The organism is Cutibacterium avidum ATCC 25577, assembly GCF_000227295.1.
Classification (GTDB): Bacteria; Actinomycetota; Actinomycetes; order Propionibacteriales; family Propionibacteriaceae; genus Cutibacterium; species Cutibacterium avidum.
This window is the reverse complement of the sequence record NZ_JH165054.1, coordinates 1,670,727-1,693,624: the sequence shown is the minus strand read 5'-3', so window position 1 is coordinate 1,693,624 and position 22,898 is coordinate 1,670,727. Positions and strand designations below refer to the sequence as shown.

Below are 22,898 nucleotides of genomic sequence, written 5' to 3'. Positions count from 1 at the left end.
CTCTGCCACAACAACACCCACCACGCAAATCGAGACAGGCGCACCTCCAGCTGCGTCGCCACGGAAGGTAGTCGTCAGCCCCTATTCCCCTACTCATAGACTCGACTCGTGACGTTTCGAGTCAAAGGGATCCGCCGAGTTGCCGGCGTGGTCGTCAGCGGGATTGCCCTATGTCTGTGTGCAGCATGTAACTCGTCGTCCCCCACCACCCCCTCTGACGAACCCAGCCGTACTGCTCTCGTCCCCTCCTCAAAGGTCACTCCGTCGACATCTCCCCTCGACGGCATCCACACCCGAGCGATCATGGACGAGCTGGTAGCGGCCTCGGACAATGGTCCTGTCACCAAGGTGGACATCACCAAGACGGCCCTGAGCATCACTGTCCAGGCTGGCGGTTCTCCCACGGTGTGGACCTGGCAGAACGGGAAGATCGATTCCTCCGCGACCCAGAGCACGCAGACGGCGTCGCGGCCCTTCCACCCTGACAACTTCGCCGTCGAGAAGATGCCGATGATCCTGCGCAAGGCAGCTGAGATCTCCGGATCTCACATGAACCAGAACTTGCAGATCGTCGAGTACAACGAAGGCACTGTCCTGATGACAGTCTCGACCAAGCCCGAGAGCCGGACGGTCTTCTTCCGACGCGACGGATCAGTCGTCAACCACATCGATTTCGCCACTCCCACCGGTATGACCGAAGCCTTGACCGACGCCGTCTCCGGGGCCAAGGAGGTCGGTCAGATCAGTTACCAGCCCGGCAAGGGAGTCATGGTCGACACCCCCACCGCCACGTCTGGCATCGTCATGCGTCGTACTCGGTCTGCCGACATGCCGGCATGGGCTGTCCAGCGCAAGGGGGATGTCACCGCGACCTTCTCCCCCGCACTCCTCGAACCGGATACCATCGTCGACGTCATGGGGCTGGCAGCAGTCGGAACCGGGGAGAAGCCGTCGGACATGGCATGGACCATCTCCTCGGACAAGAAGCTCGACACCCCCGTCATGCACATCAGCGTCAATGGCGTCTCGACCGCCTTTGACACCAACGGCGTCGACGTCACAGACAAGATCAGGTGACCCCCTCGAAATCCCCTGTGTGATTCAGCTCATCACGGAGCTGGACCGCTTCCTAGGGCCAAGGTGGTTGAATGAAAGTGTGCTCATCACCGCAGTCGGAACGCCAGGCAGTGGGCAGACCCATGCCTTCCGCGTCCGTCACGGTATGAATCCACACGTTGAACTGTGGCATCACGGCCTCGTCATCATGGAGTACTTGTCCGCTGATCGAGTGGACGACGAGATTGTCGTCACGGCCCATGTCGGGCCCAGGACGTCCACGTCCCAGCCGCCCCGCACCCGCGACGGCGTACCTGATTTGTCTGATGATCGCCAGGCCGGCGAATCGGTTCGTCCGTACCAACGCATTGCCGCCTACGCCGTCGTGCGGTCACGTCGAGGATTGCTGGGCACCGAGTGCTCTCCCCGTACCGCCGTCCCAGGTCTGTGGGCCCTGCCCGGCGGTGGTCTGGAACCTGGGGAGTCCCCCGCCCAAGCTGTTACCCGTGAGGTCATGGAGGAGTCCGGCCAGCGAGTCCGCCTCAACCGAATCATCGACTTGCAGTCCGACCACTGGATTGGGCGGTCTCCCTCCGGGGTGTTGGAAGACTTCCACGCACTGCGGATCATCTACTCGGCAACGAGTGAGGACCCGACTGATCCCTATGTCATCGACGTCGGCGGCACCACCCAGTCGGCCCAATGGATTCCTCTGTGGCGATGGCGTCGACTGTCCTGGGGAGCAGCCACCCGGATGTGCCTCGAGACCCATCTGCGCGACGTCCCCAGTACCTGAGCATGACGAAGGGGTCCGGTCATCATGACCGGACCCCTTCTGACGTTCACGTCACTCAGAACGGAAGTAGCTGAGGATCCGCAGAATCTCGGTGTAGAGCCACACCATCGTCACGGCGATGCCGAAGGCAGCTCGCCAAGACTCGGACACGGGAGCCTGGTTGCGCACCCCCTGCTCGGCGTAGTCGAAATCCACCACGAGGTTCATGGCAGCCAACACAACGCCCACGGCGGAGCACAGAATGCCGATGGGGCCGAAGCTGGCCAGCCCGAGATGGATCCCAAAGAGCATCAGCACGATGTTGATGAGCATCGCGATGGCAAAGCCGAAGGTCGAGATGATGACGATCTGACGGAATCGCGGCGTCACCTGGATGTTGAAGAACTTGTAGGCGCCCAGGGTCACGCCAGCGGCGGCAAAGGTGCCCAGGACGGCCTGCACGACGATTCCCGGGTACATGGCTTCGAAAATGGCCGACATGGTACCCAGGACAAGGCCTTCGCACAGACAGTAGAAGATAACGCCCCCGACGGGGACCTTGCGGCGAGTACTCACGATCATGGCCGTGATAAATGCGGCGATTGAGCCCACCAACAGGGCAGCACCACTGGCCATGACGTTCGGCCCGATCAAGGTGAAGCTCACGGCACCGATGGCAGCGATGATAAGCAGTACCAAGCCGGTGCGACCCAAGACGTCGTCAAAGGTCATCGCACGCTCAGTGCGCTGCTCGTGCATGTCGTCGTGCGACAGAGCCCCCCACTCGGCACCGGGCTGTCCAGACATGCCATACTGCGGCCCGTAGCCCTGGCCAGGGTAGGCTGGCTGACCATAGGGATTGCCATGCGGCTGGAAAGCCTCAGCTCGGCTGAAGACCGGGTTGGCCATGGGATCCTCCTGTGAAAATCGTGGTGACCTCTACTGTAAACAACGCCGCGAGGACGTGAAACCTTCCCCGTACTGCGGGACGACATTCGGACCACCCCGACGACTGGGGTCGTACACACCGCATAGCTGGTGCATCTTCGGGTACCCCCGACGGGATTCGAACCCGCACTGGGACGGGTTTAAGCCGTCTGCCTCTGCCGTTGGGCTACGGGGGCCAGGGAGAAGGTCACCTCCCCTGCGCCAGCATCGCCAGCGCCATGCCGTCAAGGATATCGGTCTCCGAGACGACGAGTTCCCCCGCCGTCGTCCGATGACACACCTCGTCGATGATGAGAGCACCGCCGCAGAGAACCTCGGCACGGCGTCGCCTCAATGGCCCCATCTGCTCAACCTCGTCGACCGTCGACGCAAGCAGTGTGTCTGCCAGGCCTGCCACCTGGTCTGCTGTCAACACCGAACGGTGAACCTTGGCTCGGTCGTACTCCGTCAGCCCCTGATTGATCGCCGAAAGACTCGTGACCGTTCCGGCGACCCCGACGACGGTGTGTGCGGTGGCCATGTCGACAGGGCATTCAGTGAGCATCTCCCGGACGTAGGTGCGTGCCTCGTCGATTTGTTCGGCGGTGGGCGGATCGTCATGCAGGAAGCGTTCTCGCAGCCGCACGGAGCCGATGTTGAGGCTCACCTGGGAGTCGATCTTGGTTTCACGGCCCAGCACCAGCTCTGTGGAGCCGCCGCCACAGTCGATGACGAGGACGGGCTCCTCACTCACCTCGATCCCCGACATCGCGCCGGCGAAGGACAGACCTGCCTCCTCGCTGCCCGCGATAACCTCCGCGTCGACACCAAGGGCCTTGCGTACCCCGGCGAAGAACTCATCCCGGTTGGAGACGTCGCGGGCGGCCGAGGTCGCGACGAAGCGAACGTCGTCGCAGTGGTGTTCGGTGATGGCCCGGGCGAAGGTTCGGCAAGCCGTGAACGTGCGTTCCAGGGCGTCAGGATGGAAGGCTCCGGTGGTGTCGACCCCCTGGCCGAGTCTGACCAGCTCCAAATCCCTGGCCTGCTCGACGAGATGTCCGTCGGGGCCGGCCGAGGCAATCAGTAGGCGGATGGAATTCGTCCCGCAGTCAATGGCTGCGACGGTGCGATCACCAGTCATGTCGTCCTCCTGTCACTCCGGGTCGTGGTGTTCGGGCGAGCATGGGTTGCACCAGAACTCCCCCAGCTCCTCGACGACTTCGTCACCAAAAGGGTTGACGCCTGGGCCGGCAGCCAGGGCGTGTCCAGCCAGGGCATGAAGGCACTTGACGCGGGTCGGCATGCCGCCGGCGGAGACCCCATCGATCTCGGGGACGGGGTCCAGACCGGCCACCTCGCCAATCCGAGTGCGGTCGGCGAGGTAGGCCTGGTGGGCGCGTCGGTACTGCTCGGCGAGTCCCTCGTCCTCACCAAGTCGTTCGGTCATCTGGGTCATCAGCCCGGAGGACTCGAGGGTGCCGATGAGGGAGGCTGCACGCGGGCAAGTCAGGTAGTAGGTCGTCGGGAAGGGAGTGCCATTGGGCAGCCTGGGCTCGGTCGCAATGACCGCGGGCTTCCCGCAGCCACATCGCCAGGCCACGCCAGCGACGCCTCGTGGCTCGCGACCAAGCTGGTCCCGGACGGCCTGACGGTCGTCCTCGGTGAATTCTTCAAGCATGGTCACCTCATCGATGGGAGGGGCTCGGGGAGGACGACTTCGCCGAGGGAGTAGGTGTGATCATCGCTCTCAGGGTGGCCGTGGGCGGTGCGGGATGGTCAACGTCCTGGATCGATTCGGCGGCTTGCCTCCACCAGTGGACGTCAGCGCTGGCCTCGGTCGCGGGGTCCTTCTCATCCAGTGAGGTCGTCGATCCGATGACCTTGCCGTTCTCCGCGATGACCTGGTAGCCGGTCTCTCCCGGCATCACCCAACCGAGTTGGGCTCTCGCCTGTGCGCGTACATAGTCGGGATCATGCCACCTCCTGACCTCGTCCTGGAGGGTCGAGATGGAGGAACGCGCTTCGGCCTCGTCGTCCTGGATGCGGGAGATCTGGGAGCGCTGGGAGAAGTAAATACCCAAACTGGGCGTGATCATGACGAGCACCAGCAGGACCGCAGCTCCCATGACGACTGCCCGCAGCGTCAGGCCGAATCGACGAGGCTCTTCGTGCTTGGGAGCGTGGTTTCGCGGCGGCTCCGTACGAGTTGTGCGCTCATAGTTACCGCGGTTCCTCGTGCCGGAACGATTCGGGGAGGATGAGCGCGTCCGTCCTCCGTCCGGTCGCTGGGACCGTCCGGACGGGCGATTTCGGTTGCTCGGTGTGCTGGCCATCGTGGTCCATCATGACACGACCGCCCCGGAAACACCGGGCGGTCGTGTCATGTCAGGTGCCGGGATCAGCACCTTGTGACGTCAATCAGGCCTAAAACACGGGAAGGCAGTAGCACCGGCGGACTCGGCAGGGTCACCCAGCTCCTCATCGATGCGCAGCAACTGGTCGTACTTGGCGATGCGCTGCGCCACGAGGGGGGTTCGACGTCGCGCTCCTGCGCACCCGCCCCTGTGCTTCGGGGTCGGATACCGGGAGCCAGGAAGGCCCGCCATCGCCTCCATCATGACGCACACCAGCCGATACGGGCGACAACCAACCGCCCCCCACCCCGAAGAGGTGTCCTCACGGGGCGGGGGCGGTCCGCTGCGACAGGTGCGGCGTTCTCTCAGACCCCAGTGCGGGGAAGTGCGAGACGCATGCCGTGAGTCACACGGTGCGCACTCGTCGGGGCCATCGGCCGGTCGGCCGCCGTCACGGACGACGCAGGAACCGAAGAGTGCGTCGCAGACGACACAGGGGCCGGATGCGTGGCCGTCACGGACGGAGCCGAGGGCGAGACCGGACTGGACGCGCTCGGCCCAGGCGCGACCGGACTCGACACACTCGGCCCAGGCGAGACCGAGCTGGACGTGCTCGGTCCAGGTGCGACCGGACTCGAGGCGCTCGGCCCAGGCGAGGTGGTCGCCGGGCACGACGGCGTCCGACCAGCGCGGTGGGCGGCGATGGCCTCGTCACCCACGAGGAAGGTGAGGCACTCGGGCCGACTGGAGACCTCGTGGCCTCCCACACGGCTGGTGTAGCTCGCCTTGAGCAGGTAGGCACCCGGCTTGCTGAACGCCCATGAGGCGTGCGCGTGGGTCGGTTCCGGGATCGTCATGGACACTCGACCGTGCCGCGAATCGATGAGGTGGTCAAGACTTCCGGTCAGCGAATCGGCCGTGAAGACGTCGTAGGCACCCCCGGCCGGAAGCACGGCAGGCTCGAGCTTGAGGGTCGCCGGTCCCGCCCCGGTGCCGGCCAAGGCGTTCGTCGACCACCCGGGCCACACGTGGACGTTGTCATTGACCTGCGGCAGCATGTGGACGAGGCCGCCCTTCTTGCCGAGGAAGTCGAACCGCGGGTCGGCCATGAACCCGGCCGTCGGACGGCGTCGACGAGCCGAGTCGGGCACCGCCAGGGCGACCGAACCGATGGACCGGTCCACCGACTGCTTGGCGTGGCTGAGGGTGTCGTCACCCACGACCGCCCCGAGCCGACCGCCGTCAAAGGTCGCCTTGAGGTCGACGTGCCCATGCTCGAGCAGGACCGGCGCGGTGAGCACCGAGGAGGACGCAGAAGTGGACGCAGAGGGTGTCGGAGTCGGGGTGAGGCTCGGAGTCGGGGTCACGGTCGGGGCCGACGTGGGAGTCGCGGTGGGAGTCGCGGTCGCCCCCGCATCACTCATGGGGAGCTCACCGTTGCGATGCAGGGTCAACGAATCCTTCGGCAACGGCACGGTGACGTCGATCGATCCTCCGGGGGCCTTGACAAGGGCGTGGGGAGCGATCTTGAGCTTGAGGTAGTAACCGCCACAGACGTCACCATCGTTCGAGACCGTCAACTCGCCGTGCTCGTCGGTCACCCCGTACACCTGACAGGTCGAGTACTTCGCGTCCGGCGCATCGTAATAGCCGCCGTCGATGTTCGCCCGGTACCGAGGGTCGGAGAGCTTGATTTTGGTGACGAAGGGCTTGTCGCTGTCCTCGTCGGGCTTGCCGGGAGTGACGTCGACACTCCACTTCACCGCCTTGGTCGGCATGTACTCCTTGAGGTCGAAGGCTGGCGCCGGATCCTGGGAGTGTGGCGTCGGCAGAGTATCCAGGCCCGTGGCCGACGTCGTCGAGGCGGATTTCTGACCAAACTGGTAGGCGAGCTGGCTGGAAGCCCACCGCGGAGCAGTGGACCCTGCGGCCGGCACGAAGACCGTCTGGAACTTGGAGGTTCCCGAACCGATCATCTCGCTCCAGGTGGCACGTCCTCCGTGGACCGGCACCTCGGCCAGATGGAACCCGTCGATGAAGAAGGTCACCGTGCCCTCGGCTGCAGTGTCGCCGGCGTCAAAGACGAGGTCGGTGAGCTGGTCGTCGGCGGGCTTGTCACGGCCGGTGTGCGACTTCATGGTGAAGGTGTACGGAGTGCTCGGCTTGCCCGAGTGCGCTGCGGCGAAGCGGTCCTCGAGCGGCGTCGTCGCCTTGTCGGCCGGGCGAGTACCGCCGACCTGCCACACCAGGGTCGAGGTCTTCGAGGCGATGAGACGTCCGTCCTTGCCCCGAGCGGTCGTCCGGTAGTCGACGACGTAGCGACCGGGCTTGGTGAAGGCGGTGACGTTGTGCGTGTGGTTGCCAGGCGTGAGGTATGAGGACCGGTAGCTGGGGTCGTGGCTCGACAGCAGGCGATTCAGCGAGTGGTCCCAAGCGTTGAAGGCCTCCATCCGTCCGGGCCCGGAGAACCCGACGACATCGAGCGAGAAGGACCCGTCACGGAAGGTGTCGGCCGGAATCTTGTCGTCAGCGCCGAATCCGGCCCAGATCGGGGTGTTGTGGTCACCGGCGATGTGAGGGGCTGCGTACCAGCGTCGGCCATGGTCGGACAGGGGCGCGAAGGCCGGGTCATCGGGAACGGTGAACATGAACTTCTGCTCGGGACGCAACAGGGTGCTGTAGCCACGGCCGATCCAGTTGACAGTGCCGTCGAGCGGGACCGCCGTCATGTGCGCTTCGTTCTTGAGGACGAAATGGCCGTCCTCCCAGTACGTCTTGGGGGCGTCGACGTGGGCTTCGGTCGTGACAACCTTGCCGTCGTCGGGTCCGGCATGGCCGGCCGGTGCCCCGGCGAAGAGGACCGCAGCGGCCAAGGCCGCCGACAGCGCTCCGAGGGTGCGAGTGGGGTGCATCAGAGCTCCTTCCTAGTGAGCCCGTACAGGATACCCTAGAATGATTCTCGTTTGCATCTTCGGCGGCTGGCCCGATCAAGGACATGGCTCGGCCCGGCCCCGTGGGAGCCGGGCCGAGCCGTCGTCAGTCGATCTCAGGCGTTGAAACGCGGGAAGGCAGAAGCGCCGGCGTACTCAGCGGAGTCGCCCAGCTCCTCCTCGATGCGCAGCAACTGGTTGTACTTGGCGATGCGCTCGCCGCGGGCCGGGGCACCGGACTTGATCTGGCCGGTCGACAGAGCGACGGCAAGATCGGCGATGGTGGTGTCCTCGGTCTCACCGGAACGGTGCGACATCATGCAGCGGTAGCCGTTACGGTGGGCCAGCTCGACGGCGTCGATGGTCTCCGAGAGGGAGCCGATCTGGTTGACCTTGACGAGCAGGGCGTTGGCGGCCTTGGTCTCGATGCCCTTGGCGAGGCGCTTCGGGTTGGTGACGAACAGGTCGTCGCCGACGATCTGGATCTTGTCGCCGAGCTTCTTGGTGAACTCGGCCCAGCCGTCCCAGTCCTCCTCGTCCAGCGGATCCTCGATGGAGACCAGCGGGTACTTGGCGACGAGACCCTCGTAGTACTCGATCATCTCGGCGGAGGACTTGGCCTGACCCTCGAAGCTGTACTTGCCGTCCTCGAAGAACTCGGAGGCAGCGACGTCGAGAGCGAGGGCGACATCCTTGCCGGGCTCGAAGCCGGCAGCCTTGATGGCGTCGAGGATGAGGTCCAGAGCGGCAGCGTTGCTGGGCAGGTTCGGGGCGAAGCCACCCTCGTCTCCCAGGCCGGTGGCCAGGCCCTTGTCCTTGAGGACCTTCTTGAGGGAGTGGTAGACGGCAGCACCCCACTCGTAAGCCTGCTTGAAGGACTCAGCGCCGATCGGAGCGATCATGAACTCCTGGATGTCGACGTCGGAGTCGGCGTGAGCGCCACCGTTGAGGATGTTCATCATCGGAACGGGGAGCACGTGGGAGTTCGGTCCGCCCAGGTATTGGTAGAGAGGAAGGTCAGCCGAGTCAGCGGCAGCGTGAGCGGCGGCCAGGGAGACACCGAGGATGGCGTTGGCGCCCAGCTCGCCCTTGTTGTCAGAGCCGTCGAGCTCGATCATGATCTGGTCGATGATGCGCTGCTCGCTGGCGTCGCAGCCGAGCACCTCCTCGGCGATCTTCTCGTTGACGTTCTCAACAGCCTTGAGAACGCCCTTGCCGGAGTAGCGCTCCTTGTCGCCGTCGCGCAGCTCAACGGCCTCGAACTGACCGGTCGACGCGCCGGAGGGAACCGCAGCGCGGGCCTCGGTGCCGTCGTCGAGGATCATCTCGACCTCAACGGTCGGGTTGCCGCGGGAGTCGAGGATCTCACGGGCTTCGATGAATTCGATGGTTGCCATGGACCAACCTTTCAGAGAGGATCTTTGCGTCCACCCCAAAGCGTATCGAAGCCTGCCAACCAGCGGTATTTCAGGGCGCCTCATCACTTGTCGCCGTGGCCGTCAGAGAGTTTTCGGTGATGACGAATTCGTAGGTGACGTCGGCAGGAGCCTCGATCAGCAGGTCGATCTTCTCGTTCTGTGTCCGCTTGCCGTAGCTGAGATGGGCGTAGCCCTCATGGCACGAGGTGGACTTGGCCGAGTCGTCGTTCTCGGTCACCGTGATTTGAGCGTCAGTGGTGTCGCACAGGAAGTAGTAGTCGGTGACAGTCCCGGCCTTGACGGTGATGGCCTGGGAGGTGTTCCCGGTGACGACGCGATCACTGACGATCCCGGTCAGGCCTGGCAGGTATCTGTTCATACCTCCCCTGCGCGGTGTTGCCGCCGCATCAGCGTTCGGATTGATCTCCTCCGGAGTTGGTTTTCGGCCCGAGGAGATCGGGGACACCGTAGATGCAGGAGCTTCCGGCACGTCCGAGACCTCGGTCAGACCAGCGGGGTCATTGTCGCTGCCCTTGCATCCGGTCAATACAGACATGGTGACGACGGCGACGAGCATCGTTGTCAGGGTTCGTCGCATCGTTCACCTCCTCCGTTTCTCGGTCAACGGTAGTGATGGTGGAACCTCAACACCACGTGAGGCCCGGCGTAGAGAGACCATCAGGTCTTGGTGGCCTTCCTGGCGATGCCGATTGTGTAGGTAATCTCGGGGGCGGCGTCGATACTCACGACGATCGTCTGGTCCTTGATGGGCAGAGGCTGCGCGGATCCATCGAGGTCTCCTCTCCTCATCACAAAGGATTTTCCCTCAGGTAATACCGCGTATGGTTCAGTGTCCCTCGGCGTCTCGGATGTCGCTCTCGAGCCTGCGCAATCGGTCGCGCAGAGCTTGGTCGGCGTCGACGCCGCTAGCCTGGGCACGGGCGATGAGGGTCAGGAGTTCATCTCCGGTCTGCTCGGCGGTGATGGGTTCCTCAGGCAGTTCGACGTCCACGCCCCGGCTGCGAGCCCGTGAGATGACCTTGGCGCTGCGGGCCACGCTCGACAGCGAGTGCGCGATGCCATCGAGGCTGGAGGTGCGTCCCTTGGCCGCTGCCTTGCGTGCCTCCCATGCGGCGTCGAGGTCCTCGGGGACGTCCTCGTCCGAGAAGACATAAGGATGACGGGTCACGAGTTTGGCAACGATCCCACCGACGACTTCGTCAATGTTGAAGACGCCCTCCCCCTCCGCGATGCGCGCGTGAAAGACCACTTGGAGCAATAGGTCGCCCAATTCCTCGACGAGGTCGTCGTCAGTGCCGGCCTCGATGGCATCGACGACCTCTCCGGTCTCCTCGACCAAATAGGTCACGAGGGAGCGATGGGTCTGGCTGCGATCCCACGGGCACTCGTCGCGCAACCTCGCCATGACGGCGACGAGGTCGGAGAAATCAGCCCTCGGCCGGGAGTCGTCCGACGCCATCAGGATCAGGAGCGAGAGGTGAAGGGGTCCGACAGTGAGGAGCTCCCGTGGACCGCAAGGTTCTTGGCGTCCCAGGTGCCCAACCGCGGATTCGTCTTGACCTCGACCGCGGCCAGGTCGGCCATGGCCTTCTTCTCACCCTCGCGGTCGAACAGATGGAACAGGCCGGCGAAGTCACGGACCATCGCATGGCAGACCGGGTCGGAGGTGAGTGCCGTCATGCCATTGCGGGCGATGACCTGGTCACGCTGGGCATTGGAGAGCTTCTCCCCGCTGTTGTCCAGGACCTCCTGGGCGACGGCACCACGAATGACCGTCGAGGAGATGACCTGGCGAGGGGTGAGCTCCGTGCTGGGATTGATGTACTTCGAGCAGTGATCCGCTGCCTCGTCGATCGACTTCATCGACACCGTTGTGTTCCCCACCGTGGCCGCGGTGTTGGGGGAGCTCGCGCACCCGGACAACCCTGCTATACCGAGGAATCCGGTCACTGCGACAGCGACCATGCGGATCGGCATGGGACGCGACAACGCCATGGGGCAACCCTCCTGAATTCGGTGCCGCGCCTTCGGCACGGCGAAGAAGCCTGTCAGCAGCATCCTACGACGGGACTCTCGGCTTCCGCGCCCGACCCGTTAGTGTGGCAACCGACCCGGCGACGACGGCCCCGAGGAACCACGCCGCTCCCACCGGACTCGCGCCAGAGCTGACAACCCAGTTCCACCACGCCTCGTGGCCGTATCCGCGTCCCGTTAGCACTCCAATCAGGAACATACTCACAGCAGGCATCGAGGCAAGCCCCCGCGACATGAAACGCGCACACAATAGGGTCAGTCCCATACCGATCATGACATTGCGCGAGATCACCAAACCCACCTCGATGAGGCCGGGACACACGATGGTAGCCAGCAGCGGCAAGGCTGCGGCAACCATAAGCCCAACATCGGCCCAACGCACCGGACGCCGAGATCTCAACTCCAACTCGACCGGATTCCTGGCCACTGACCAGCCGTGAGCCACAATGACGACAAGGGAACCGAAGAACACCAGCGGCGCCCGCAGTGCGACCCCTCCGAAGATGACCGGAATATCACGAATCGACCTCCCGGTGAGGACCACCAGGACCGCCATACCGACCGAACACGCCAACACAATTGCGACGCCGCGGTTTTTACACCACCAAATCATCGCACCTCACCGCCCACCGCCCCGACACCTTCACCGGCACGAGGACAGCCTAGTGGCAACAACGTTCACCGCCTTCGCCTGCTGGGCAGCAGGCTGTGTGAGGACTTCCTGCGCCCAATGCCACTGGTCTGTGGGAATACTCCCATCCCTCACGTCTTTCTCCGATAGCCCCAAGGCTCGTGCACCCGACAACTGCAGCCACGCTCGGTAACGCCCTTGGTCGACCGTGGCCCACGCCGGGGTCTCGACGTTCTCACGTTCCAGACATGGTGCAGTGGCAAGATCACTCGTCAAGGACCCCAGCAGGTCGTCCGGAGCTGGGGATGACCGCCCAAGATAGATGTACTCGATCCGGCCATCGCGCGAACCCGATGATGCGGAATCCGGGAGGCTCGCCTCGGTGATGACCTCGGGCAGTGCAACGCCTGCCTGACGCCAGACCGGAAACACCGTGGCCACAACGGGCTTGAACCTGGCGGCAGCAGCCTCGTGCTCGGGCCACACACAGACCTTTGCCTCGGCCACCACGTCACAACGCAAACCATGGGTTCGCGGCGCGATGGGATCGGGGCCCATCCCCCGAACCATGCTGGCACCACCCACCAGGCCACCCGTGACCAGAACGGCCACCAATCCGGCGACCATACGAGGACGGGGACCCATGGCACGACCACGTGTCCCCAGCACGAGGAGACTTGCCGCCAGCACACTGGCGAGCACCGTCCACGTCGCCAAAATGGCACGCCACGACAGCGTACTGTTGACGCTGCAACACGAGGGCCAGCCTCCGGTCAAGTGTCGCAGCCACAAGGTCTGGCTGGCTGGAAGCATGATGAGCCACAAGACCGGAACCATGAGACTCAGTGGCACCGACAGCGCGGGACGCACAGCGACTCCGACCGCCATTCCGGCCAAGGCCCACACCCACGCAGTGGCGATGGTCGTCACGATGACGGGCACGGCGTCAATGCTGGTAAACGCCCCATCACGGATGAAGATCACTACGTCCAAGGCGGTGGGAACGACCACCGCAGAGGTCCATGGTGCTGCCATGATGGCGAACCGAGACCGACGCGCTACTCCGGAAAGCACCCCACCGGTTTGGAGCCGATGACCTTCCCAGGCACCGGCAGCACAAGAGAGCGCAGCAACGAACAGCAGACTGTAGGCGTCGCGGGTGGCCGATGCGAGGGCGTATCCCCTGGCGGCCGGGACGTCGAAGTGTGCCATGGAGATGAGAGCCATGACCGGCGCCAGCCAGATGCCTGGTGAGACCCGGATGCGCGTCAACCAAGTCATGTCCGCACCGATTCGACGAGGCCAAGGTAGGAACGTTCGGCGCGGTTGGGACCCGGTTCCGAAAGATTGATGAACTCATCGGGCGTTCCTGTGAAGATGACGCAGCCCTCATTCATGACGACCACATGGTCGTAGAGGTCCTCGATGTCGTCGACCATGTGGGTTGACACGACGACGACCTGGTCTCCAGATGGCACCGACTTGAGGACCTCTCGGAAGGAATGGCGTTGGGCTGGGTCGAGACCTGCGGTTGGCTCGTCCAACAGGAGAACCTGCGGGTTCGCCACCAAGGCTTGGGCAAGACCGACACGGCGTAACTGTCCTCCTGATAGGCGCGACACCCGCGAGGACGCCTTGTCAGAGAGGTTGACCGCCGCCAGCACCTCCACGGCTCGCCTTTGCGCATCCCGACGCGACAGGCCCGCCAGCCAGCCGGAATAGGCCACCTGTTCAACGACACGGAGTCCGGGGATCGGTGGTACATCCTGGGGCATGAGTGCGACCTGCGACCACGAGGACGACACCAGTCCCGGGGAATCAGGCAGGAGTACCAGTCCAACAGATGGTTTAAGTATTCCTGCCATGATTCGAAACAGCGTCGACTTCCCAGCACCGTTGGGACCCAGAAGGACGGTTTTCCCACCATGAAACTCACAGTCGAAACCATGGAAAATTTTACCGTGTCGACCATAGGAAAAATAAACTCCTTCGATCTTCACCTCAGATTCCAACAGTCCGCGTTTCATAACATTCGGCCTTGGTGAAACATCAATAACTGATTGCCATCGAGGGGAGCGACACCACCGAGCTGCCATCAATCCCCTTCACCGTCAGGTGATGTTTACCAGCAGGCTGTACCCCCAACCCGTATGAGTAGCTGAATACTTGCACATTAACACCTTGCTGTAATTCGACCATCGATCCGCAAAGGAAAACGAACGCTTTGGCGTCTTGTCAACTCTTTGCACCTTGGGTTGGTGCCTCCTGCACCTCCAACACCCCCCTGACGAGTTCTCCCGCCCAGTTGAGCAGTTCCTGACCCGTCAGAGACTGCCCCCCGATCCGCGCGGTAGTCGGTTTGGGAACCATAACGATACCTGCCGCCTGCTTGACCACTGACCCCGAATACAGCCTCTTGAGTCGCATCACGCGCGACTCCGGCAGATGGACCGGGGAAAAGCGGATGTTGCGGCCGGACGGAACCACCTCATGGACACCTGCCCGACGACACAGCAGGCGGAACCGCGCCACCCCGAGGAGGGCCAGTACCGGCTCGGGCATCGGACCGTAGCGATCGACGAGCTCGGCGGCGATGGCGTCGACCTCCTCGTCGCTGCGCACCTCGGCCAACCTCTTGTACATCTCTAGACGAAGCCGCTCAGTCTCGACATACTCGACTGGCAGGTTGGCGTCAACCGGGAGTTCGATGCGCATTTCGGGTTCGTCGGCGGCACTGGCGTAACCACGGAACTCCGCGACGGCGTCACCCACCAGACGGATGTAGAGATCGAATCCGACGTCAGCGATGTGACCAGACTGCTCGCCGCCCAACAGGTTTCCGGCGCCGCGAATCTCGAGGTCCTTCATGGCGATGGCCATACCGGCCCCCAGATCGGTGTGGGCGGCCATTGTCGCCAGGCGATCGTGGGCGGTCTGGGAGAGCGGCTTGTCAGCCGGGTAGAGGAAGTAGGCATAGCCACGCTCACGGGAACGGCCGACACGCCCGCGCAACTGGTGTAGCTGGGACAGCCCCATGCGGTCCGCGCGGTCGATGAGCAGGGTGTTGGCCGTGGAGATGTCGATACCCGACTCGACGATGGTGGTGCAGACCAGCACATCGGCGCGACGCTCCCAGAAGTCCACCATGATCTGCTCGAGCTGCTTCTCGTTCATCTGGCCGTGGGCGGTGACGATCCGTGCCTCCGGGACGAGTTCGCGCAGTTTGGCCGCCGTCTTCTCGATGGACTGCACCCGGTTGTGGATGTAGAAGACCTGACCCTCACGAGCCAACTCGCGGCGGATGGCCGCAACCACCTGACCCTCGTCGTAGGGGCCGGCGAAGGTGAGCACCGGATGACGTTCCTCCGGCGGCGTGGCGATCGTGCTCATCTCACGGATACCGGTCACCGCCATTTCCAGGGTGCGCGGGATCGGGGTGGCGCTCATCGCCAGCACGTCGACGTTAACCCTCATGCGCTTGAGGGCCTCCTTGTGCTCGACACCGAAGCGCTGTTCCTCGTCGACGATGACCAGGCCAAGGTCCTTGAACTCAACCTCCTTGGCCAGCAAGCGATGGGTACCGACGACGACGTCAACCGTGCCGCGCTTGATCCCCTCCAAGGTCTCGCGGGCCTCGGCGTCGGTCTGGAATCGAGACAGGGCTGCGACCTTGACCGGGAACCCTGCGTAGCGCTCGGTGAAGGTCTGGAAGTGCTGCTGCACCAAAAGGGTGGTTGGCACCAGCACGGCCACCTGTTTGCCGTCCTGGACGGCCTTGAAAGCAGCGCGCACCGCGATCTCGGTCTTGCCGTAACCGACGTCGCCACAGACCAGACGGTCCATCGGGACGACCTGTTCCATGTCATGCTTGACGTCGGCGATGGTGGTGAGCTGATCAGGGGTCTCGACGTAGGCGAAGGCGTCCTCCAGCTCCCGCTGCCAGGCGGTGTCGGGGCCGAAGGCGTGGCCCTTGGTGGCCTGCCGGGCAGCGTAGAGCTTGATGAGTTCAGCGGCGATCTCACGGACCGCCTTGCGGGCACGAGACTTGCGCTTGCGCCAGTCGGCGCCACCCATCCGGTCCAGGCTCGGGGCGTCACCACCGACGTAGCGGGTCACCTGGTCCAGGGAGTTGACGGGGACGAAGAGACGGTCGCCGGGCTGACCCTTCTTGGAGGGGGCGTACTCGATGACGAGGTACTCGCGGGTGGCACCACCGACGGTGCGTTGCACCATCTCCACGTATCGGCCCACACCGTGCTGCTCATGGACGACGAGGTCGCCGGACTTGAGCTCAAGCGGCTGGATCTGATTGCGACGGCGTCGGGGCATGCGCCGCTCGCCACTGACGGCTGGGTCCTGGGAGTCAGCGAGGTCTCCGGTGGAGGCCACGAGCAGTTTGAGGGAATCCGCGGCGAAACCATGACGCTGATGCAGCCGGACGACCTGGACGCTTGGCTCGGTGATGTCGGCGTCGACCTCGTCGACCAGCTTGGCCGCGACGTGATGTTCACCGAGCAGCTCCGCCATGCGCTTGGCGATGCCCTCACCCTCGGCGCACAGCACGACCGTCCAGCCCTCACCGAGTCTGGTGGTGAGATCCTTGACGGCCGCCTCCACGTCTCCGCGCCACGGCTCGACGGCCTCCAGATGCGGGTTGACGGTGCGTGGGGCGGTCGTGACGTCGTCGTCGGCAAGGGCATCCGTGGCAGGGGCGTCCAGGGCGAAGGAGGACATCGACCACCACGCCATGCCGCGCTCGAGGCAGTGGGCCCTCACATGGGCCAGGCTGCGGTATCCCGAGGCCGCCAGGTCGATCGGGGCCTGACCACCACCGGCGGCGGCCGCCCACCCGGCTCCCAGGAATTCTTCGGAGGTGCGGACCAGGTCCGCTGCCCGGGAGCGCACCATCTCGGGGTCCGAGAGGACGACCATGGCGTGCTCGGGAAGGACGTCGACGAGCAGCTCCATCTCGTCGACCAGGGCTGGCATGAGGGCTTCCATCCCTTCGACGGCCTGACCATCGACGATCCGTTCCAGCATGTCCGCCAGTTCGGGGTGGTCCGGTAACAGGGTCCTGGCCCTGGAACGGACCTCGTCGGTGAGGGTGAGCTCACGACACGGAGCGCAGATGAGCTCCCGGTGGGTTTCGTCGGTGGATCGCTGATCGGCCACCGCGAAGGAGGTCATCTCCTCGATCTCGTCACCGAAGAAATCGATACGAACCGGGTGCTCCAGCACCGGCGGGAAGACATCGACGATGCCGCCGCGTACCGCGAATTCGCCTCGGCGTTCCACCATGTCGACCCGGCTGTAGGCGGCATTGACGAGTTCTGCCGCCAGATCGGTGAGATCGTGCTCCTCCCCCACAGCCAGACGGACGGGCTTGATGCGGCCCAGCCCGGCCACCTGGGGCTGAAGCAGGGATCGCACCGGGGCGACGACGACCTGCGGCACCTCTCCTTCTGTGCCACACAATCGGCGCAACACCTCCATCCGCCGACCAACGGTGTCAGTGCGGGGACTCAACCTCTCGTGGGGCAGCGTCTCCCAGGATGGGTAGTAACAGACGTCATCGGGGCCGAGCCACGTCTCCAGGGTGGCCACCGACTCCTCGGCCTCCCGGAAGGTGCTCGTCACCAACAGCACCGGCAACCGTCCGGAACCAGTGAGCGCCTGGCTGAGCACAGCAGCCACGGCCGGACGGGCAGACGGAGCCACCTGCAGGTCGAGAGTGGGGGTACGCCGGGTCAGAGCGTCCTCCACGGAATGGGAGAGCACCGGCTCGCGGGAAAGAAGGGAGGTCAATCCGCCAGAAGTCACCGAAATAGGGTACGTGATGGCACCGACGACTACCCGACCGTCACGTTCTGCGCTGGTCTCCCTGACTCGCCAACCCATAGCATGTCGACGTGAGCACCCCACCCATGCAGTACCCACTCGCCCCCAAACCAGTTCGACGCGGCGGAGTCCTGCCGATCGTCATCACCATTCTGGGAGCGTTCGTCATCCTCCTCATGGTGGCCGTCATCGGCGCCGGATCGCCGCCATACTTCATCGTCGGCGCGATCCCGTCGACTGCAGCCCTCATCGTGTGCCTGCTGTGCTACCGATGGCTCGACAAGTGGGAGCCAGAACCCGCCCGTCTCACCGTGATGGCACTGATCTGGGGAGGGTCAGCAGCCGTCATCTTCTCCATGCTCGTCGAGGCAGCCGTTCCTGCCAGCGAATTCGGCACCGCCGCCGTCGTCGCGCCACTCGTCGAGGAGTTCGCCAAGGCCTCGGTCTTCGTGCTGCTCGTCACTGGACTGCGCAAGCTGGAGCTCACCTCTCTTACCGACCACATCTTCTACGCCGGGGTGTGCGCCCTGGGCTTCGCCTTCGTGGAGAACCTGGGATATTTCGCGACTGCTGAGGGGACGGGAGACATCGTCGTCATGGCCCTGGTGCGCACCGGGTTCGGTGTCTTCGGCCACCCGCTCTACACCACCGCGACGGCGGTCGGCGTCTGGGCCTGGCGCAACAAGGGCGGATTCTGGAGGGTCGTTCTGGGTTATCTCGTCGCCTGCCTGATGCATGGTCTGTGGAACGGCGGTCCGACTCTGGTGGCAAGTGCCATGGGGCTGGGCGTCAACGGCCAGTTGACGGCGATGGTCCTCATCTACGTGGTGCTCTTCGTCCCGGTGTTCATCGGCACCGTCGTCATGACGACTCGTAACCGTCGCAAGGAGTCCGAGGCCGTGCGCTCCCAGCTTCCGCTCATGGTTGAGGCCGGCCTGGTGACTCCCGCCGAGGCGGACATGATCGCAGATCCGGGCAAGCGTCGCGCCGTGCTCGCTGATTCGGGCAAGCACGGCAGGGCTGCGAAGCGCAGTCAGGAACGGACCATCACTGCTGTCACGGAAGCCGCACTCGCGCAGCACCGCATCGCCAAGGGCGAGGGAGGCCCCGAGCTGGTGCGCCGACGTGATCAGCTCTCGGAATGGCTGCGGGCACGCCCCGACAAGTTGGGCCAGCTGCCCTTCATGCCGCAGTTTCCGCAGATCCAGCCTCCGTCGAGCTGGTGAGCGTCAGGAATTGAAACGGTTCTGGGCCACCGTCAGTCCGTGGGTGATGATCGTCTCGACGGCGTCGGCGGCCATGGCCACCTGAACGTCCATGTCAGCGCGCTGCTTGGCGGGAACGCGGGCCAGTACCCAGTCGGCAGGGTCCTGACGGCCCGGAGGACGACCTACACCAACCCGCACCCGAATGAAGTCACCGGTGTGCAGATGGGCTCGAATGGACTTCAACCCGTTGTGTCCGTTGTCCCCGCCTCCGCACTTGAGACGTAGACGGCCAGGGTCGAGATCGATCTCGTCATGGATGACGATGAGGTGATCAGGGGTGATACCTGCGAAGCCCGCGACCTTGCGGACGGCGATCCCCGACTCATTCATGTAGGTACGGCTGCGCATCAAGGTGACGATCTGGGCGTCCGCAGCCGGGACGCCGAGACCAGCCGAGCCGATGCGAGTGCGAGCCAGCTCAGCCCGCTGCCCACGGGCCGACGAGAGCTTCTCGACGGCCCGACGGCACAACTCGGTGATGACGTCCACCCCGACGTTGTGTCGGGTGCCGTCATAGCGCGGGCCCGGGTTGCCGAGCCCGATCACGAGCCAGGAAGGGCTCACTCGTCCTCGGCCTTCATCTCGGACCCGCCCTCGGCGTCCTCACCCTCGGACTCCTCATCCTCGGCGTACTCGGTCTCCGGGAAGGCGACGGTGGCAGCGACGGCCTCCGGGTCACCCTTGAGGGTGGTGCCCTCGGGGAGCTTGACGTCGCCGAGGTAGATGGTGGTGCCGGCTTCGAGGCCGGTGACGTCGATCTCGATGAGCTCCGGGATGTTGAGCAGGTCGGCCTCGACCTCGATCTCGTTGAACTCGGTCATGGCGATGGTGCCAGGAGCCGACTCACCGGTGATGCGCAGGGCGACGTTGACGTCAACCTTCTCGCCACGACGCACGGACAGCAGGTCGACGTGACGGACGAAGCCCTTGAGAACGTCACGCTGGACGTCCTTCGGCAGGGCGAGCACGGGCTCCTTGCCCTCAATCTCGATCGACAGCAGCGGGTTCTCGGTACGCAGCGCGAGGAGGGTGGCGTGGCCCTCGAGGGTCACATGGATCGGGTCGTGGTCGCGACCGTACATGACGGCGGGAACCTTGTCGTCACGACGGATGCGACGAGCAGCGCCCTTACCGAACTCGGTACGCTCTTCGGCCTTGAGGTGAATGATGTCTGCCATGGCAGTTTCTCCTTCTCGTTGACGTGAAACGGCTCGACGAGAGGATGCCCAATCGGGCGGCCAGTCGATCACGGACCTTGCGGTCCCTCGCCAAGCAGGGCCACTGTACGGCACGACGACGTCGTCCCCCAAATGCAAAGCCGCCCACAGCACAAGCGGTGCCATGGGCGGCTGAGCTGTCGTGTCAGCGGAACAGGCTGGTGACCGACCCGTCCTCGAAGACCTCCTGAATCGCCTTCGCGATGAGCGGGGCGATGGACAACACCGTCATCGAGGGGATGTTGATGTCGTCACGGATCCTGAGCGTGTTGGTGACGATGAGCTCCTCGATCGGGGAATTGTTGATGCGCTCAGCAGCCGGATCCGACAGGATCGGGTGAGTGGCGGCCGCGATGACGCGCTTGGCACCGCGCTTCTTGAGGGCCGAGGCAGCCTGGCACATCGTGCCGGCGGTGTCGATCATGTCGTCGACGAGCAGACAGGTCTTGCCCTCGACCTCGCCGACGACCTCATGGGTGGTCGTCTCGTTGGCCTTGTTCGGATCGCGACGCTTGTGGATGATGGCCAGCTGACAACCGATCTTGTCGGTCCACATGTCGGCCAGACGCACACGACCGGCATCCGGGGAGACGACGACCATGTCGGAGTTGTCGTACTTGGAGGCGACGTAGTCGGCGAGCACCGGCAAGGCCCACAGGTGATCGACCGGCCCATCGAAGAACCCCTGGATCTGGGCGGCGTGCAGGTCCACCGACATGATCCGGTCAGCACCGGCAGCCTGGTAGAGGTCGGCCATGAGGCGAGCGGAGATGGGCTCGCGGCCCAGGTGCTTCTTGTCCTGGCGGGCGTAGGGGTAGAACGGGGAAACCACGGTGATGCGCTTGGCCGATGCCCTCTTGAGGGCGTCGATCATGATGAGCTGCTCCATCATGGCCTCGTTCACCGGGGCGCTGTGGGACTGGATGACGAAAGCGTCGCAACCACGCACGGACTCCTGGAACTGCACGTAGATCTCGGAGTTGGCGTAGGTGACCTGACGCGAGGGGACGAGGTCGACGCCGAGTTCGGCGGCGATCTGCTCGGCAAGTTCGGGATAGGCCCGTCCTGAGCAGATCATGAGGTGCTTGTTGTTCGGACGGGTGGTTCCACTCACTGGTCAGCCTCCGGGTTGAGGGTGTCGTCTTGGCTGTCGGACATGACGTCCGAGTCGGTGGCGGGAGCGGCGCACTCCCGGGAGAGGACGGATCCGGCAACGACGGAGGATCCTGCGGTCACCTCGGAATCGCCGACGTAGGCCATGTGGGGTATGACAGCCTCGGTTCCGACGTGGGTGTTCTTGGTCTCGACGAAGGCTCCGACCTTGGCGTCGCGGTCGAGGACGGAGCCGGGGCGGATGTTGGAGAACGGGCCGACGCGCACTCCCTCACCGACGACCGCGAGGGTGATCTCGGACCGAGTGATGGTGGCCCCTTCCCGAATCTCGGAGTCGGTGACGGTGACATCCGGTCCGATGGTGGCTCCGGAGGCGATCGTCGTGGCTCCGCTGAGGAAAACGTCGGGATACAGGGTGACGTCATTGGCGAGATCGACATCCGGCTGGATCCAGGTGGAGGACGGATCGATAACGGTGACCCCGGACCGCATCCATGCGGTGACGATGCGTCGGTTGACCTCGGCATTCATACGGGCCAGCTGTACCCGGTCATTGACTCCCTCGGTCTGCCAGACGTCGTCGGTACGGAAGGCGCCGACGCGACCGCGACCGGGAACCTCGACGGTGCCATCGGCAGCCATGGTGACGACGTCGGTGAGGTAATACTCGCCCTGAGCGTTGTCGTTGGACAGTTTGGAGACGCCGTCACGCAGGGCCTCGGCGTCAAAGACGTATATGCCGGAGTTGATCTCTCGAACGGCCCTCTGAGCCTCGTCGGCGTCCTTGTGCTCGACGATCCCGACGACGGTCTCTCCGTCGCGGAGGATGCGTCCATAGCCAGTGGGATCATCGACCTCGGCAGTGAGGACGGTGACGAGATTGCGACGCTCGCGGTGGACCTCGACCATCTGTTGGAGGGTTTCTCCGGTCAGCATCGGGACGTCACCATAGGTGACGACGACCTCGCCGTGAAGTTGTCCCAGCCCCTCGAGACCACAGGCGACGGCGTGGCCGGTGCCTTTCTGCTCGGCCTGAACAGCGGTGGTGACGTCGGGGGCGTCATCAGCTAGATGGGCCTCTACCTGATCGCGACGATGTCCGACGACCACGACGAGATGCTCTGGGCTGAGTCCGCGTGCCGCTCCAATGGCCCACGACAGCATGGGTCGACCGGCGACCTCGTGGAGCAGCTTGGACTTCGAGGACTTCATGCGGGTGCCACCGCCGGCAGCCAGCACGATGACGGCGGCCACTCCGTCGTTCTCGGTTCGGTCAGTGGACGGGCTGGACGTCACGGTGCTCCCCCAGTTCGGAT

Annotated in this window: 21 protein-coding genes and 1 tRNA gene; 3 read left to right on the top strand and 19 right to left on the bottom strand. The window is 64.4% G+C overall.

Annotated elements, in window-relative coordinates; translation table 11 throughout:
- Window positions 1–147 precede the first annotated feature (147 nt).
- Both HMPREF9153_RS07540 and HMPREF9153_RS11950 read left to right on the top strand, forming a co-directional pair.
- The gene (locus tag HMPREF9153_RS07540) at window positions 148–1,077 is read left to right on the top strand and encodes a hypothetical protein (protein WP_004810908.1); all 930 of its coding nucleotides are present in this window, start codon (window positions 148–150) and stop codon (window positions 1,075–1,077) included.
- A 145-nt stretch (window positions 1,078–1,222) separates the two neighbouring features.
- The gene (locus HMPREF9153_RS11950; RefSeq protein ID WP_174266666.1) at window positions 1,223–1,852 is read left to right on the top strand and encodes an NUDIX hydrolase; all 630 of its coding nucleotides are present in this window, start codon (window positions 1,223–1,225) and stop codon (window positions 1,850–1,852) included.
- A 51-nt stretch (window positions 1,853–1,903) separates the two neighbouring features.
- Here HMPREF9153_RS11950 and HMPREF9153_RS07530 read toward each other — a convergent pair whose 3' ends face one another.
- The 15 genes from HMPREF9153_RS07530 to mfd all read right to left on the bottom strand — a co-directional run bounded on the left by HMPREF9153_RS07530 (window position 1,904) and on the right by mfd (window position 18,044).
- A complete protein-coding gene (locus HMPREF9153_RS07530) occupies window positions 1,904–2,740 on the bottom strand; it encodes a Bax inhibitor-1/YccA family protein (protein WP_004810904.1) in 837 nt (278 codons plus the stop codon).
- Between the two features lie 142 nt (window positions 2,741–2,882).
- Window positions 2,883–2,955: transfer RNA gene (locus tag HMPREF9153_RS07525), tRNA-Leu, on the bottom strand.
- 11 nt (window positions 2,956–2,966) lie between these two features.
- Window positions 2,967–3,899: a Ppx/GppA phosphatase family protein gene (locus tag HMPREF9153_RS07520; RefSeq protein WP_004810901.1), complete on the bottom strand. Its 933-nt coding sequence runs from the start codon at window positions 3,897–3,899 to the stop codon at window positions 2,967–2,969.
- 12 nt (window positions 3,900–3,911) lie between these two features.
- Window positions 3,912–4,436: a DUF501 domain-containing protein gene (locus HMPREF9153_RS07515; protein WP_004810899.1), complete on the bottom strand. Its 525-nt coding sequence runs from the start codon at window positions 4,434–4,436 to the stop codon at window positions 3,912–3,914.
- Window positions 4,437–4,443: 7 nt separating this feature from the next.
- The gene (locus HMPREF9153_RS07510) at window positions 4,444–4,884 is read right to left on the bottom strand and encodes an FtsB family cell division protein (RefSeq protein ID WP_004810897.1); all 441 of its coding nucleotides are present in this window, start codon (window positions 4,882–4,884) and stop codon (window positions 4,444–4,446) included.
- A gap of 593 nt (window positions 4,885–5,477) precedes the next feature.
- Entirely contained in the window at window positions 5,478–8,024 is a 2,547-nt protein-coding gene (locus HMPREF9153_RS07500; protein WP_004810891.1) for a choice-of-anchor M domain-containing protein, read from the bottom strand.
- A gap of 134 nt (window positions 8,025–8,158) precedes the next feature.
- The gene (gene eno / locus HMPREF9153_RS07495) at window positions 8,159–9,439 is read right to left on the bottom strand and encodes a phosphopyruvate hydratase (protein WP_004810888.1); all 1,281 of its coding nucleotides are present in this window, start codon (window positions 9,437–9,439) and stop codon (window positions 8,159–8,161) included.
- A gap of 70 nt (window positions 9,440–9,509) precedes the next feature.
- Window positions 9,510–10,058: a hypothetical protein gene (locus HMPREF9153_RS07490; RefSeq protein WP_004810887.1), complete on the bottom strand. Its 549-nt coding sequence runs from the start codon at window positions 10,056–10,058 to the stop codon at window positions 9,510–9,512.
- 80 nt (window positions 10,059–10,138) lie between these two features.
- A complete protein-coding gene (locus tag HMPREF9153_RS12725) occupies window positions 10,139–10,270 on the bottom strand; it encodes a hypothetical protein (protein WP_004810885.1) in 132 nt (43 codons plus the stop codon).
- A 37-nt stretch (window positions 10,271–10,307) separates the two neighbouring features.
- Window positions 10,308–10,940 carry a nucleoside triphosphate pyrophosphohydrolase gene (locus HMPREF9153_RS07485; RefSeq protein ID WP_004810882.1) on the bottom strand — a complete coding sequence of 211 codons (633 nt, stop codon included), beginning with the start codon at window positions 10,938–10,940 and terminating at the stop codon, window positions 10,308–10,310.
- Window positions 10,941–10,945: 5 nt separating this feature from the next.
- Window positions 10,946–11,476 carry a hypothetical protein gene (locus HMPREF9153_RS07480; protein WP_015583156.1) on the bottom strand — a complete coding sequence of 177 codons (531 nt, stop codon included), beginning with the start codon at window positions 11,474–11,476 and terminating at the stop codon, window positions 10,946–10,948.
- Between the two features lie 64 nt (window positions 11,477–11,540).
- Window positions 11,541–12,128 (bottom strand): hypothetical protein, encoded by a 588-nt coding sequence (locus HMPREF9153_RS07475; RefSeq protein WP_021108371.1) that lies wholly within the window; start codon window positions 12,126–12,128, stop codon window positions 11,541–11,543.
- 30 nt (window positions 12,129–12,158) lie between these two features.
- Window positions 12,159–13,427, bottom strand: coding sequence for a DUF7224 domain-containing protein (locus HMPREF9153_RS07470; RefSeq protein ID WP_004810878.1), 1,269 nt, complete (start codon window positions 13,425–13,427; stop codon window positions 12,159–12,161).
- On the bottom strand, window positions 13,424–14,173 hold the full coding sequence (locus tag HMPREF9153_RS07465) for an ATP-binding cassette domain-containing protein (protein WP_004810877.1): 750 nt from the start codon (window positions 14,171–14,173) through the stop codon (window positions 13,424–13,426). Before HMPREF9153_RS07465 ends, HMPREF9153_RS07470 begins: the two co-directional genes overlap by 4 nt.
- 208 nt (window positions 14,174–14,381) lie before the next feature.
- Complete coding sequence (gene mfd, locus HMPREF9153_RS07460; RefSeq protein WP_004810874.1) at window positions 14,382–18,044, bottom strand: transcription-repair coupling factor; 3,663 nt, start codon at window positions 18,042–18,044, stop codon at window positions 14,382–14,384.
- Between the two features lie 26 nt (window positions 18,045–18,070).
- Here mfd and HMPREF9153_RS07455 point away from each other — a divergent pair, with 26 nt between their 5' ends.
- Window positions 18,071–19,210: a PrsW family intramembrane metalloprotease gene (locus tag HMPREF9153_RS07455; protein WP_004810872.1), complete on the top strand. Its 1,140-nt coding sequence runs from the start codon at window positions 18,071–18,073 to the stop codon at window positions 19,208–19,210.
- A 3-nt stretch (window positions 19,211–19,213) separates the two neighbouring features.
- Here HMPREF9153_RS07455 and pth read toward each other — a convergent pair whose 3' ends face one another.
- The 4 genes from pth to glmU form a co-directional block, all read right to left on the bottom strand.
- Window positions 19,214–19,816, bottom strand: a complete 603-nt coding sequence (gene pth / locus HMPREF9153_RS07450; protein ID WP_004810870.1) for an aminoacyl-tRNA hydrolase — start codon at window positions 19,814–19,816, stop codon at window positions 19,214–19,216.
- Window positions 19,813–20,430: a 50S ribosomal protein L25/general stress protein Ctc gene (locus HMPREF9153_RS07445; RefSeq protein ID WP_004810868.1), complete on the bottom strand. Its 618-nt coding sequence runs from the start codon at window positions 20,428–20,430 to the stop codon at window positions 19,813–19,815. The genes pth and HMPREF9153_RS07445 overlap by 4 nt, the downstream gene beginning before the upstream one ends.
- Before the next feature lie 184 nt (window positions 20,431–20,614).
- Window positions 20,615–21,583 carry a ribose-phosphate diphosphokinase gene (locus HMPREF9153_RS07440; RefSeq protein ID WP_004810865.1) on the bottom strand — a complete coding sequence of 323 codons (969 nt, stop codon included), beginning with the start codon at window positions 21,581–21,583 and terminating at the stop codon, window positions 20,615–20,617.
- Window positions 21,580–22,878 (bottom strand): bifunctional UDP-N-acetylglucosamine diphosphorylase/glucosamine-1-phosphate N-acetyltransferase GlmU, encoded by a 1,299-nt coding sequence (gene glmU, locus HMPREF9153_RS07435; protein WP_021108367.1) that lies wholly within the window; start codon window positions 22,876–22,878, stop codon window positions 21,580–21,582. The genes HMPREF9153_RS07440 and glmU overlap by 4 nt, the downstream gene beginning before the upstream one ends.
- Window positions 22,879–22,898 lie beyond the last annotated feature (20 nt).

Excerpts from the sequence above, each read along its gene's own strand:
- HMPREF9153_RS12725 (WP_004810885.1), bottom strand. The coding sequence starts at position 10,270 with ATGAGGAGAGGAGACCTCGATGGATCCGCGCAGCCTCTGCCCATCAAG.
- HMPREF9153_RS07530 (WP_004810904.1), bottom strand. The coding sequence starts at position 2,740 with ATGGCCAACCCGGTCTTCAGCCGAGCTGAGGCTTTCCAGCCGCATGGC.
- eno (WP_004810888.1), bottom strand. The coding sequence starts at position 9,439 with ATGGCAACCATCGAATTCATCGAAGCCCGTGAGATCCTCGACTCCCGC.
- HMPREF9153_RS07515 (WP_004810899.1), bottom strand. The coding sequence starts at position 4,436 with ATGCTTGAAGAATTCACCGAGGACGACCGTCAGGCCGTCCGGGACCAG.
- HMPREF9153_RS07520 (WP_004810901.1), bottom strand. The coding sequence starts at position 3,899 with ATGACTGGTGATCGCACCGTCGCAGCCATTGACTGCGGGACGAATTCC.
- HMPREF9153_RS07500 (WP_004810891.1), bottom strand. The coding sequence starts at position 8,024 with ATGCACCCCACTCGCACCCTCGGAGCGCTGTCGGCGGCCTTGGCCGCT.
- HMPREF9153_RS07455 (WP_004810872.1), top strand. The coding sequence starts at position 18,071 with ATGCAGTACCCACTCGCCCCCAAACCAGTTCGACGCGGCGGAGTCCTG.
- HMPREF9153_RS07485 (WP_004810882.1), bottom strand. The coding sequence starts at position 10,940 with ATGGCGTCGGACGACTCCCGGCCGAGGGCTGATTTCTCCGACCTCGTC.
- HMPREF9153_RS07510 (WP_004810897.1), bottom strand. The coding sequence starts at position 4,884 with ATGGGAGCTGCGGTCCTGCTGGTGCTCGTCATGATCACGCCCAGTTTG.
- HMPREF9153_RS11950 (WP_174266666.1), top strand. The coding sequence starts at position 1,223 with ATGAATCCACACGTTGAACTGTGGCATCACGGCCTCGTCATCATGGAG.
- HMPREF9153_RS07465 (WP_004810877.1), bottom strand. The coding sequence starts at position 14,173 with ATGAAACGCGGACTGTTGGAATCTGAGGTGAAGATCGAAGGAGTTTAT.
- HMPREF9153_RS07445 (WP_004810868.1), bottom strand. The coding sequence starts at position 20,430 with ATGGCAGACATCATTCACCTCAAGGCCGAAGAGCGTACCGAGTTCGGT.
- mfd (WP_004810874.1), bottom strand. The coding sequence starts at position 18,044 with ATGGGTTGGCGAGTCAGGGAGACCAGCGCAGAACGTGACGGTCGGGTA.
- HMPREF9153_RS07490 (WP_004810887.1), bottom strand. The coding sequence starts at position 10,058 with ATGCGACGAACCCTGACAACGATGCTCGTCGCCGTCGTCACCATGTCT.
- HMPREF9153_RS07475 (WP_021108371.1), bottom strand. The coding sequence starts at position 12,128 with ATGATTTGGTGGTGTAAAAACCGCGGCGTCGCAATTGTGTTGGCGTGT.
- HMPREF9153_RS07470 (WP_004810878.1), bottom strand. The coding sequence starts at position 13,427 with ATGACTTGGTTGACGCGCATCCGGGTCTCACCAGGCATCTGGCTGGCG.
- HMPREF9153_RS07480 (WP_015583156.1), bottom strand. The coding sequence starts at position 11,476 with ATGGCGTTGTCGCGTCCCATGCCGATCCGCATGGTCGCTGTCGCAGTG.